At 73.8% G+C, this 10,989-nt stretch carries 10 protein-coding genes; 3 read left to right on the top strand and 7 right to left on the bottom strand.

Annotation, left to right across the window (positions count from 1 at the left end; genetic code table 11):
* Positions 1 to 96: 96 nt before the first annotated feature.
* The 7 genes from CCN72_RS15725 to CCN72_RS15695 all read right to left on the bottom strand — a co-directional run bounded on the left by CCN72_RS15725 (position 97) and on the right by CCN72_RS15695 (position 7,725).
* The gene (locus tag CCN72_RS15725; RefSeq protein ID WP_086808052.1) at positions 97 to 1,179 is read right to left on the bottom strand and encodes a Zn-dependent alcohol dehydrogenase; all 1,083 of its coding nucleotides are present in this window, start codon (positions 1,177 to 1,179) and stop codon (positions 97 to 99) included.
* A gap of 16 nt (positions 1,180 to 1,195) precedes the next feature.
* Positions 1,196 to 2,587, bottom strand: coding sequence for an aldehyde dehydrogenase family protein (locus CCN72_RS15720; protein ID WP_086808051.1), 1,392 nt, complete (start codon positions 2,585 to 2,587; stop codon positions 1,196 to 1,198).
* An 87-nt stretch (positions 2,588 to 2,674) separates the two neighbouring features.
* Positions 2,675 to 3,304, bottom strand: a complete 630-nt coding sequence (locus CCN72_RS15715; protein WP_086808050.1) for a class F sortase — start codon at positions 3,302 to 3,304, stop codon at positions 2,675 to 2,677.
* Positions 3,291 to 3,950, bottom strand: coding sequence for a hypothetical protein (locus CCN72_RS15710; RefSeq protein ID WP_086808049.1), 660 nt, complete (start codon positions 3,948 to 3,950; stop codon positions 3,291 to 3,293). The genes CCN72_RS15715 and CCN72_RS15710 overlap by 14 nt, the downstream gene beginning before the upstream one ends.
* A gap of 137 nt (positions 3,951 to 4,087) precedes the next feature.
* Complete coding sequence (locus tag CCN72_RS15705) at positions 4,088 to 6,334, bottom strand: molybdopterin oxidoreductase family protein (RefSeq protein WP_086808048.1); 2,247 nt, start codon at positions 6,332 to 6,334, stop codon at positions 4,088 to 4,090.
* Positions 6,335 to 6,427: 93 nt separating this feature from the next.
* Positions 6,428 to 7,045: a TetR/AcrR family transcriptional regulator gene (locus CCN72_RS15700; RefSeq protein WP_086808047.1), complete on the bottom strand. Its 618-nt coding sequence runs from the start codon at positions 7,043 to 7,045 to the stop codon at positions 6,428 to 6,430.
* Between the two features lie 65 nt (positions 7,046 to 7,110).
* A complete protein-coding gene (locus tag CCN72_RS15695) occupies positions 7,111 to 7,725 on the bottom strand; it encodes a hypothetical protein (RefSeq protein WP_086808046.1) in 615 nt (204 codons plus the stop codon).
* A gap of 174 nt (positions 7,726 to 7,899) precedes the next feature.
* Between CCN72_RS15695 and hmgA the strand changes: the two genes are divergently transcribed.
* The 3 genes from hmgA to CCN72_RS15680 form a co-directional block, all read left to right on the top strand.
* Positions 7,900 to 9,210 (top strand): homogentisate 1,2-dioxygenase, encoded by a 1,311-nt coding sequence (gene hmgA / locus CCN72_RS15690; RefSeq protein ID WP_086808045.1) that lies wholly within the window; start codon positions 7,900 to 7,902, stop codon positions 9,208 to 9,210.
* Between the two features lie 44 nt (positions 9,211 to 9,254).
* Entirely contained in the window at positions 9,255 to 10,004 is a 750-nt protein-coding gene (locus CCN72_RS15685; RefSeq protein ID WP_086808044.1) for a GntR family transcriptional regulator, read from the top strand.
* Between the two features lie 26 nt (positions 10,005 to 10,030).
* The coding region (locus CCN72_RS15680; protein WP_086808043.1) for a type ISP restriction/modification enzyme at positions 10,031 to 10,989 on the top strand (959 nt) is incomplete at its 3' end.

Below are 10,989 nucleotides of genomic sequence, written 5' to 3'. Positions count from 1 at the left end.
GCCGGGTGCGGGTGCGTCGTGGCCGGTCGCGCCCACGCGGCGGAGCCGCATATCGGCACAGCCCCGCGCCCCTTACAGGGCGCTTCACCTCGCCCCTCAGAACACCACCAGCGCCCGTCCGCCCTTTCCCGCCTTCATGTTGTCGAAGGCGGCCGGGATGTCCGCCAGGCCGATCCGCTCCGTCACCAGGGCGGACAGGTCAAGGCGGCCGGCGCGGACGTGTTCGGCCAGCACCGGCAGGTCTTTGGAGGGGTCGCTGTTGCCGTAGACGCAGCCGGAGAGGGTGCGGCCCCAGTGGAAGAGTTCGAGGGCGTTGAAGGTGACCTGCTGGTCCTTGCCGCCGATGCCGACGACCGTCGTACGGCCGCCCCGCCGTGTGGACTCCCAGGCCGCGCGGATGCTGACCGCGCGGCCCGCGCACTCGACGGCGACGTCCACACCCTGCTTGCCGGTGAGGGCGCGGATCTCGCGGGGCGTGGTCGCGGAGGCCAGGAGGAAGTCCGTGGCGCCGGCGCCGCGCGCCAGGTCCTCCTTCGCGGGCGAGACGTCGACGGCGACGATCCGGGACGCGCCCGCGATCCGGGCCGACTGGAGCGCGGCGAGCCCGACCCCGCCCGCGCCGAACACCGCGACGCTCTCCCCGGGCCGCACCCGGGCGCTGTGGTGGATCGCGCCGTACCCGGTGAGCACGGCGCAGCCGAGGAGCGCGGCGTCCGCGAGCGGTACCCCCGGCGGCAGCGGCAGCACGCAGGACGCGGAGACGACGGTCTCCTCGGCGAACGCGGCGACGTTCAGACCGGGATGCAGCGGGGTGCCGTCGGCGGTGTGGGCGTGGACGGCGGCCGCGCCGTTGAGCGCGTTGGCGCACAGCCAGACCTCGCCGAGCGAGCAGGCGTGGCAGGTGCCGCACGCGGGCGCCCAGTTGAGGACGACGGGCGCGCCGGGCGCGACATGGGTGACGTCCGGGCCGACGGCGACGACCGTGCCCGCGCCCTCATGGCCGAGCACCGCGGGCACCGGCACGCTCATCGTGCCGTCGGACAGGGAGAGATCGGAGTGGCACACCCCGGCCACCGCGAGCCGGACCCGGACCTGTCCGGGGCCCGGGTCGGGCAGCTCGATGCCGGTTATCTCCAGGGGTGCGCCGACGGCGGGAAGGACAGCGGCTCGTACGGCCATGGTGGGCGGACTCCCTCTAGAACTGGAAGGACTTGGTCTGGAGGTACTCGTCGAGGCCGTGGCCGCCGAGTTCCCGGCCGACCCCGGACTGCTTGTAGCCGCCGAACGGGGCGCGCGGGTTGAAGCGGCCGCCGTTGATGTCGACCTGCCCGGTGTCCATGCGCCGGGCGAAGGCCACCGCCTCGTCCTCGTCGCCGGCCCAGACCGCGCCGGCCAGGCCGTACACGGTGCCGTTGGCGATGCGCAGGGCGTCGTCCTCGTCGTCGTAGGCGAGGATCGAGAGGACCGGGCCGAAGATCTCCTCCTGGGCGATGGTCATCCCCGGTGTGACGTCGGCGAAGACGGTCGGGCTGACGAAGTAGCCCTGCTCGCGCGGCGCTTCGGGTCCGCCCGCGACGAGGCGGGCGCCCTCCGCGACGCCCTTCTCGATGTAACCGCGCACCCGCGCCTGCTGCTTGGCGTTGACCAGCGGCCCGATGCGGTCGCCGTACTTGGCGGCGGCGGCCGCGGCCAGTTCGACGGCCTCCTCGTACCGGTCGCGGTGGACCAGCATCCGGGTCCAGGCGCTGCACGTCTGCCCGGAGTTGGACATCACGTTGGCGACGCCGACGTGGACCGCCTTGGCGAGGTCGGCGCTCGGCAGGATCACATTGGCGGACTTGCCGCCGAGTTCGAGGGCGACCCGCTTCACGGCCCCGCCGGCGAGCGCGCCGATGCGGCGGCCGACGGCGGTGGAGCCGGTGAAGGAGACGAGGTCCACGTCCGGGTGCTCGGCCAGTGCCTGTCCGGCGACCGGTCCGAGCCCGGTGACGAGGTTGAACACGCCCGCCGGGACGCCCGCCTCGTGCACCGCCTCGGCGAACAGCTGGGCGGTGAGCGGGGTGTCCTCGGCGGGCTTGAGGACGACCGTGCAGCCGGCGGCGAGCGCCGGGGCGACCTTGGCGACGATCTGGTGCAGCGGGTAGTTCCAGGGGGTGATCGCGCCGACCACGCCGACCGGCTCGTGCAGGACGGTGGAGTTGCCGACCTTCTCCTCGAAGGGGCGGCTCGCGGCGAGTTCGGCGTAGCTGCCGGCGACCGCGATGGGCAGGCCCGCGTGCACGGCCTCCGAGAAGGCGGGCGGGGAGCCGAGTTCGGCGGTGACCGTCTCGGCGATCTCGTCCTTGCGGGCCGCGAGCGCGTCCCGCAGCGCGGCCAGCCGGGCCGCGCGCTCGGCGGGCGGGGTGGCCGCCCAGCCGGGCAGGGCGGCGCGGGCCGCGCGCACGGCGGCGTCCACGTCGTCCGGGCCGGCGGCCGGGACGACGGCGATGACCTGCTCGTCGGCCGGGTTCACGACCTCGATCAGATCGTCCGGACGCACGGCGGGACGCCAGCCGCCGTCGATGTACAGACCCTCGTGTGCCTTCATGCTGCTTCCTCCCGGCGGATGCGCGTCGTCCGCCCCACAAACTAGCGGCGATAGTTTTCCGGCGCCAGACACGCTCGCCGAGCGGACTCACCTGGTCGCGGTGAGATGGGCGAAGACCACCACATTGCTGCTGTACCCGGTGCGCCTGTTGTACAGGCCCCCGCAGGTGAGCAGGCGCAGCTCCGGGCGGCGGGAGCGGCCGTACACCTCCTTGTCGGGGAAGCCGGACTTGTCGAAGACCTGCACCCGGTCCACGGTGTAGACGGCGGTACGGCCGTCCGCGCGCCGCGCCTCGATCGTCTTGCCGGGCTTGACCATCGGGAGCGCGGCGAACACCGCGGGCCCGGTGGGGGTGTCGCGGTGGCCGACGGCGATCGCGGTGCCCGCCTCGCCGGGGGTGGCGCCGCCCTCGTACCAGCCGGCCGCCTTGGGCCGGTCGAACGGCGGCGTCTCCAGCTGCCGGTCCTTGCCCAGCCGTACGCCGACGATCTGGGCATCGATGCCGAGGGAGGGGATGCGCAGGGAGGCGGGCCGGGACCGGGGCAGCGGGCGGACCGAGCCCGCCCCGGCGGCGACGGTCTCCGTGTGGTCCGGCGAGCCGTCGTCCCCGCACCGGCTGACGAGCGTCACCAGGACGGCCGTGAGGGCGGCCGTCCTGGCGAGGCGAAAGGCGCGGGTCCGGTACCAGGGCCTGCGTCTGCGCCTACGCGGCGCCATAGGGGCGACGGCGGTTGCGCCGGACGTACGCGGCCCCGCCGACCGCGATCAGGCCCACCGCCGCGGCGGCGCCCACCGGGGAGTACGCGGCCGCGGTGTCAACGAGACCGCCGCCGCCGGCGTGCACTCCGCCCTGCGGGCCGCCGTGGTCGCCGCTCTGGCCCCAGCTGGTGTCGTTGTGCTCCTGCTGGTGGTCGTCGATCTGGCCGGGCGCGCCCTGGTTGCCGTTGTCCCGGCAGTTGACCCGGAAGACCTTCTCCTTGAGCGCCCCGGCCACGGTCCAGGTGACCCGGTACTGGCCGTCCGCAAGCCCCAGCGGGTCGGTGTGCCCGGCGCCCCCGGCGAGCTGGATGGTGCCGGTGACGGTGGCGGAGGTGGGCAGCGGGGGCTGCGGCGTGATGGTGTAGGCGATGACGGGCAGGACGTCGAAGTTGACGGCGTCCAGGTAGAACCGGCAGACCACGGGGTCGTCCTTCGAGACGCCGAAGGGCGTGCCGACCCGGTGGACTCTGATGTCGCCGTTCTCCCCCTGGGCCATGGCGGTCGGTGCCGCCACCCACGACGCACCCGCCGCGGCGAGAGCGGTCAGGACGACGGTGGCGCCGGCGCGGGTACCGGCGGTGCGTGGGAATGTCCGGGTAGGCATGCGCATTTCCTCCGAGTCAGACGATTTTCATACAAATCGATCTCGTCTGGACTCTGCCCAATACGCACGACGCCCGACGGCATCACGGCCCGGCGCGCCGTCAGATATCCCCCTGGCGGAGCAATATGACGATATGACTAACTCGACTCGCCGGGGAGAAGCGCGGTCAGCTCCACGGGAATGCCGTTGAGGACCGCGTTGCCCGACAGCGGGTCGAGCAGGCTCCCGTCGAGGAGTTGGTTGACGTTGACGCCCGGCGTGGTGGCGGCGTGGCCGAGCCGGGTGCCGGGGCGGCCGTGGCCCCAGCCGTGCGGGAGGCTGACCACGCCGGGGCGTACCGCGTCGGTGACCTCGGCCGGTGCCACCACCTCTCCCCCGGCACCCTTGACCCGTACCTCCGCGCCGTCCAGGACACCGAGCCGGTCTGCGTCCTCGGGGTGCAGATGCAGGGTGCAGCGGTTGGAGCCGCCGGTGAGGGCGGGCACGTTGTGCATCCAGCTGTTGTTGGAGCGCAGATGGCGGCGGCCGACGAGGACGAGCCCCGCGGGGCGTTCGGCGCGGGCGGCGCGCAGCCGGGGCAGATCGGCGGCGAGCGGAGCGGGCAGCAACTCCACTTTGCCGCTGCGGGTCTTGAGGGGCCCGGGCAGGCGCGGACGCAGCGGGCCGAGGTCGATGCCGTGCGGCCGGTCGAGCAGCGCGGCCAGGGTCAGGCCGTCCGGCCTGGCGCCGAAGCCGTCGCCGTAGGGGCCGAGGCGCAGCATCAGGTCGAGCCGGCGCTCGGGGCCGGACTCACCGGTGAGCAGCCCGGCCAGTTCGCCCGGATCGCGGCCGTACGCCGCCGAGTCGGGGTCCCGTACGGCCTTGGCCAGGGTCTGCTCGACCGCCAGGGCGTCCACGGCGCCGGGGTCGGCGCCGTGCATACCGGTAGCCGCGAGGGTGAGCCGGGCGAGGATCTCGCTCTCGGCCATCCGGCCGGGCTCCAGCGGGAGCGCGGGACGGTTGTAGCGGACCTGGTTGCGCACGGCGAAGGCGTTGAACACGAAGTCGTGGTGCGGGCTCTGGGAGGGCGGCGGCGGGGGCAGCACGACCTGAGCGTGGCGCGAGGTCTCGTTGAGGTACGGGTCGACGCTCACCATGAAGTCGAGGGAGCCGAGGGCCTTGTCCAGGCGGTCGCCGTCGGGCGCGGAGAGCACCGGGTTGGCGGCCACGACGATCAGGGCCCGGATCGGCTCGCCCTCCTCGGTGGCGGTGTCGATCTCCTCGGCGAGCGCGGCCAGCGGCAACTCGCCCTTGGTCTCGGGAAGTCGCCGTACCCGCGAGTGCCAGCGGCCCAGCTGGAAGCCGTGGCCGGGGCCCGCCGAACGGGGGGACCTGGCGGTGGCGGCCAGTGGGAACAGGGCGCCGCCGGGGCGGTCCAGATTGCCGGTGAGGATGTTCAGGACGTCGACCAGCCAGCTGGCCAGGGTGCCGTGCGGGACGGTGCAGCTGCCGATGCGGGCGTAGACGGCGGCGGTCGGGGCGGCGGCGAGTTCCCGGGCGAGGGCGCGGATGACGTCCGCCTCGACGTCACAGGCGGGGGCGACGGACTCGGGGGTGAAGTCGGCGAGCGCCGCGCGGAGTTCGGCGACGCCCTCGACATGCGGGGCGAGGGCGCCGAGGTCGACCAGGTCCTCCGCGAACAGCGCCTGGGCCATCGCGGCGAGCAGCAGGGCGTCGGCGCCGGGCCGTATCGCCACATGGCGGTCGGCGAGCCGGGCGGTGCGGGTGCGGCGCGGGTCGACCACGGTCAGCCGTCCGCCGCGCGCCCTGAGCGCCTTGAGGCGGCCGGGGAAGTCGGGGGCGGTGCACAGACTGCCGTTGGACTCCAGCGGGTTGGCGCCGATGAGCAGCAGATGGTCGGTGCGGTCCAGGTCGGGTACGGCGATGGCGTGGGCGTCGCCGTACAGCAGTCCGCCGGCGACGTGCTTGGGCATCTGGTCGACCGTGGAGGCGGTGAACAGGCTCCGGGTGCGCAGGGCGCCGAGCAGCAGCGGCGGGTAGAGGGCCCCGGCCACGGTGTGCGCGTTGGGGTTGCCGAGGACCACACCGACGGCGTCGGGGCCGTACCGCTCCACCACGGGGCGCAGCCCGGCGGCGATCGCGTCGAACGCCTCCTCCCAACTCGCCTCGCGCAGCCGCCCGTTCTCCCGCACCAGCGGGGTGCGCAGCCGGTCGGGGTCGGCGTCGAGGGCTCCGAGGGCGGCGCCCTTGGGGCAGATGAAGCCCTTGCTGAAGACGTCCTCGGCATCGCCGCGGACACCGGTGACCCGGGTGCCCTCGATGGTGAGGGTCAGTCCGCAGGTGGCCTCGCACAGCGGGCAGACACGCAGGGCGGTGCGGGACACGGGTCCTCCCGGAGGGTCGGCGGCGCGGGAGCGCGGACACCCCGGGAGCCTACCGACCGGTTGGCATGTCGGGGAGCCCCCATGGCCGACCGGTCAGTCCAGGAGGCGTCCCAGATAGGCGCGCAGCAGTTCCCGGGTCTCGTGGATGATCGCCTCGTCGCCCTCCGGATCGAGCCGGAAGGCCAGTTGGACCAGGGTGTCCGCGCTCTCCACGGCGACCAGGAAGGCCCGCCGCAACGCCTCGTCAGGGGTGCGGCCGATATAGCCGGCGAGCAGCTCGGAAAGCCGGTCGGCGACCCGGCTGTTGGGCTCCGCCTGGCGGGCGCCGACCGGGATCTGGTTGCCGAAGTCGACCAGGGAGAAGCCGGGCGCGGTGCGCTTCATCGCCAGGTACTCGTCCAGGACGGCGTCCATCGCGGCCCGCCAGTCCCCCGCCGCCGCCCGCTCCAGGCGCCCGATGACCCGCTCGATGTACAGCTCCAGATTGCGCTGCGCGAGGGCGTCGGCCATCTGCCGTTTGTTGCCGAAGAAGCGGTAGACCGAGCCGATCGGCACACCGGCGCGCACCGCGACGGCTCGGGTGCTCAGACCGTCGTAGCCCACCTCGTCGAGGAGTTCGGCGCAGGCGTCGAGGATCCTGGTCAGCCGTTCGGCGCTGCGCCGCTGGACGGGGGCGCGGCGGAGCGAGGTCGCGTGGGGCACGGGCTTCATGATGCCTTTCCGCCGGGGTCCGGTGAACCTGGTCCCAGGGTACGAAAGAGGCGTGCGCGAACCCCTCAGCCGTCCGGCAGGCGGTCGGCGCCCGCGGGCGTGGGCCCCGGCGGCCGGGTGTCCGACACCGTTATGTCGGCGGTGCTCTGGACCGGCTTGCCGTGTACGGCCCACACCGTGCCGTCGTCGGCGTACAGGCGGGCGGTGACATGGTGGGTGCCGTGCGGGACGAGCCGGCCGGGCAGCCGGTACCGGGGCGCGTACAGCCGGGCGACCCGTCGGCCGTCCACGAAGAGGCAGGCGGGCCCGCGTCCGGTGACCGCGGTCGGGCGCGTGCCGGGCGTGGAGACCCGGAAGTGGCGGAAGGTCAGCCGCACGTCCCAGCCGTCGGCGGCGTCCGGGGTGACCTCGACGCCGACCTCGGGGGCGTTCGGGCCGCCGGCCTCGCGCAGATGGCGGCCGCTGTCGTCGGTGCCGTCGAGGACCTTGCCGACGGGCGAGGGCGAGTCCGCGCCGGCCGCCCCGGCGCTCGCGTCCCCGCCCGGGCCGAGGCCCGTGCCCCCGCGCGCGGTGCCGCAGCCGGCCGCGCCGAGGGGCAGCAGAAGGCACACCGCGAGCGCGGCCAGGCGTCCTCGGGTCTCCTTCGTCCACGACCTCGTCCACGACTTCGTCCACGACATGCCCGGGAGCGTAGAACACGGGGGCGGGCGCGGGAATCCGTCTGAAGTCGGGTTCCCGATCTACCCCCGAGGGAGGAGGCCCCGCCCTCTTGCGCACGGGCCCGCTGATTCCTACGGTGTCCCATAGGAATAAACGGATGCAGTCGACAAGCGCAGAGGAGCGTGGGGGCGACCATGAGCGGGGACGCGCGCAAGAGGGCCGAGGGGCTGTCGTATCTGACCGGGTTCGGCAATGAGCATGCCTCGGAGGCGGTGCCGGGCGCCCTGCCCGAGGGCCGCAACGCGCCGCAGCGCGCGCCGCTCGGCCTCTACGCGGAGCAGCTCAGCGGCGCGGCCTTCACCGAGCCGCGGGCGCACAACCGCCGCTCGTGGCTGTACCGGATCCGTCCGTCGGCCGCGCATCCGCGGTTCACCCGGACGGCCAACGGCTCGATCCGTACGGCGCCCTTCACCGAGGCCGTGCCCGACCCCAACCGGCTGCGCTGGAACCCGCTGCCCGAGCCGGCCGCGGGCACCGACTTCCTCGCGGGCCTGTGGACGCTCGGCGGCAACGGCGACGCGACCCAGCGGGCGGGCATGGCCGTGCACCTGTACCACGCCAACGCCTCGATGGAACGCGTCTTCTCGGACGCGGACGGCGAGCTGCTGATCGTCCCGGAGCGCGGCGGGCTGCTGCTGCACACCGAGTTCGGACGGCTGCGTGTGGAGCCCGCGCACGTGGCGCTGATCCCGCGCGGGGTGCGGTTCCGGGTGGAGCTGCTCGACGAGTCGGCCCGCGGCTATGTGTGCGAGAACTACGGGGCGCCGTTCCGGCTGCCCGACCTCGGTCCGATCGGCGCCAACGGCCTCGCCAACGCACGGGACTTCCGCGCGCCGGTCGCCGCCTACGAGGACATCGAGGGCCCGGTGGAGGTGGTCAACAAGTTCTGCGGCAATCTCTGGACCGCCACGTACGACCACTCGCCGCTCGACGTGGTCGCCTGGCACGGCAACCATGTGCCGTACGTCTACGACCTGCGCCGCTTCAATGTGATCGGCTCGATCTCCTACGACCACCCCGACCCCTCCATCTTCACCGTCCTGACCTCGCCCTCGGACACCCCGGGCCTGGCCGGCGTCGACTTCGTGGTCTTCGCGCCGCGCTGGCTGGTGGGCGAGGACACCTTCCGGCCGCCGTACTTCCACCGGAACGTGATGACCGAGTACATGGGCCTGATCGAGGGCGCCTACGACGCGAAGGCGGAGGGCTTCGTGCCGGGCGGCGGCTCGCTGCACAACATGATGTCGGCGCACGGCCCGGACCAGGAGACGTTCGAGAGGGCGAGCGCGGCCGAGCTGAAGCCGCAGAAGATCGACGACGGCCTCGCCTTCATGTTCGAGACCCGCTGGCCGCTGACGCTCACCCCGGACGCGGCCGGCGCCGACCACCTCCAGCGGGCGTACGACGACGTGTGGCGGGGCCTGACGCGTAACTTCCGTATCTGACACCTCTGTTGCGCCCGTTGTTCCCGACCGGTACGGATATCAGCGTGACCTCATTCGCCCCTGACTCGATCGTCCTGAACCGCAAGCTGCCGCTCTGGTACCAGGTGTCGCAGTCGCTGCGCGCCTCGATACTGGGCCGCTCGCCCGCGGACCCGCTGCGCCTGCCCACCGAGGAGCGCCTGGCAGAGCACTACGGGGTGAGCGTGCTGACCATGCGGCAGGCGCTGAAGGAGCTGGAGGACGAGGGGCTGATCAGCCGGCACCGGCGGCGCGGCACGTTCATCGAGCCCGATGCGCGGCGCGGCGCCCCGGTGCGGCTGCTGGGCTCGGTGGACGCGATCGTGGCCCAGCAGTCCGGGATGCGCACGGAGTTGCTGGCGCACGGGCCCGCGCCGGTGCCGGGCGGGCTCACGGACTGCTTCCCGGGGCTCACCGAGGTGGCGACGTACCACAGGCTGCGTTTCGACGAGCAGACCGACGAGCCGACCAACCACGCCGTCAACCACGTACGCCCCGAACTGGCCGAGCGGATCGACGTGGACGATCTGGTCCGCTGGCCGATGACGAAGGTGCTGCGGGACGTCGTCAAGGCGGACATCAGCCGGATCACGGACACGGTGGAGGCCCGGCTCGCCGACCCGGAGACCGCCCGCCTCCTCCAGGTCCCGCTGCTCAGCCCGATCCTGCACTACACCGGCATCACCTATGACACCGAGGGCCGGGTGCTGGACGTGGCGGTGATCCACTACCGGGGCGACCGCTTCTCCTTCACGGTGACCTTGGACGCCACCTGACCCGCCGCGCACCCTCGGCCCGTACGATGCCCAGCGTGCCGTACGACGACGACGCTCCGCTGCTGGCGGACCTCATGCCGTGGTCCGTCGCACCGCCGCGGCCGGGCCGCGCCTGGCCGACGGCCCCTGATCCGGCCTGTCTGCGGGCCCGCTGGGACGCCCTGCTGAAGGCAGAACTCCCGGATCGCGAGGCCCTGTTCGAGCCGAGCAGGGCCCGCACCCTGCACTCGGCCGTGGGCCAACTGCCGGGCCGGACGGGCGGCACCGAGCGCCTGGCGCGCGCCGAGGGGCCGTGCGCGGAGCCGGTACGGGTGCTGGCGGCGCCCTTCGACGAGCAGTGGCTGATCCCGGACCACCGGCTGCTCGACGCGGCCCGCCCGGAGCTGTGGCGGGTGGCGGACGAGCGGCAGGTCTTCCTGGTGGAGACCCCGGACGAGCACCACCCATTGCTGGCCACCGGGCTGCTGCCGATCCTGCGCACCGGACGGATCCGGCCCCTGCACCGCCGCCCGGCCGCCGCGGACCCCAACCTGGCGCCCGGCCTCCTGGACCATCTCGCGGCCCGTCTGGGCGTCCAGGTCACCCCGCTCGATCTGGCGGCCTGGTTCCTGGCCGCGGCCCGCCCCGACCGCACGGTCCCGCTGACCGACGACGCGGAACTCTGGTCGTACGGTGTGGAGTCGGGCCGCCGGCTGCTCTGGCTGCTGCGCCGCGACGGCGACCGTCCCAAGCTCCCCGGCGGCCGCCGCCCCTACGTCCGCGCCCCGCTGCCGCCCCGCCCGGCCACCCTCCATTACGACCCCGAGGAGGAGGCCCTCCACCTGGACGAGGGCCGCGTCTCCCCCGTCCCCGCCGGAGCCTGGGAGTACGAGCTGAACGGGGTCCGGGTCCTGGAGTCCTGGTTCACCGCCCGCACGGCACCCGGCGCACCCGGCACCCTGGAGGCGATCCGGCCCACGGCCTGGCTCCAGTCCTGGACCTCGGA

Source organism: Streptomyces murinus (assembly GCF_002154555.1).
GTDB classification, from domain to species: Bacteria; Actinomycetota; Actinomycetes; order Streptomycetales; family Streptomycetaceae; genus Streptomyces; species Streptomyces murinus.
The sequence above is the reverse complement of the archived record's forward strand: the minus strand, read 5'-3'. Positions and strand labels throughout refer to the sequence as shown.

Bases quoted from the DNA above. Each gene is read 5' to 3' on its own strand.
- CCN72_RS15700 (WP_086808047.1), bottom strand. From the start codon at position 7,045: ATGAAGCCCGTGCCCCACGCGACCTCGCTCCGCCGCGCCCCCGTCCAG.
- CCN72_RS15695 (WP_086808046.1), bottom strand. From the start codon at position 7,725: ATGTCGTGGACGAAGTCGTGGACGAGGTCGTGGACGAAGGAGACCCGA.
- CCN72_RS15715 (WP_086808050.1), bottom strand. From the start codon at position 3,304: ATGGCGCCGCGTAGGCGCAGACGCAGGCCCTGGTACCGGACCCGCGCC.
- hmgA (WP_086808045.1), top strand. From the start codon at position 7,900: ATGAGCGGGGACGCGCGCAAGAGGGCCGAGGGGCTGTCGTATCTGACC.
- CCN72_RS15710 (WP_086808049.1), bottom strand. From the start codon at position 3,950: ATGCCTACCCGGACATTCCCACGCACCGCCGGTACCCGCGCCGGCGCC.
- CCN72_RS15725 (WP_086808052.1), bottom strand. From the start codon at position 1,179: ATGGCCGTACGAGCCGCTGTCCTTCCCGCCGTCGGCGCACCCCTGGAG.
- CCN72_RS15720 (WP_086808051.1), bottom strand. From the start codon at position 2,587: ATGAAGGCACACGAGGGTCTGTACATCGACGGCGGCTGGCGTCCCGCC.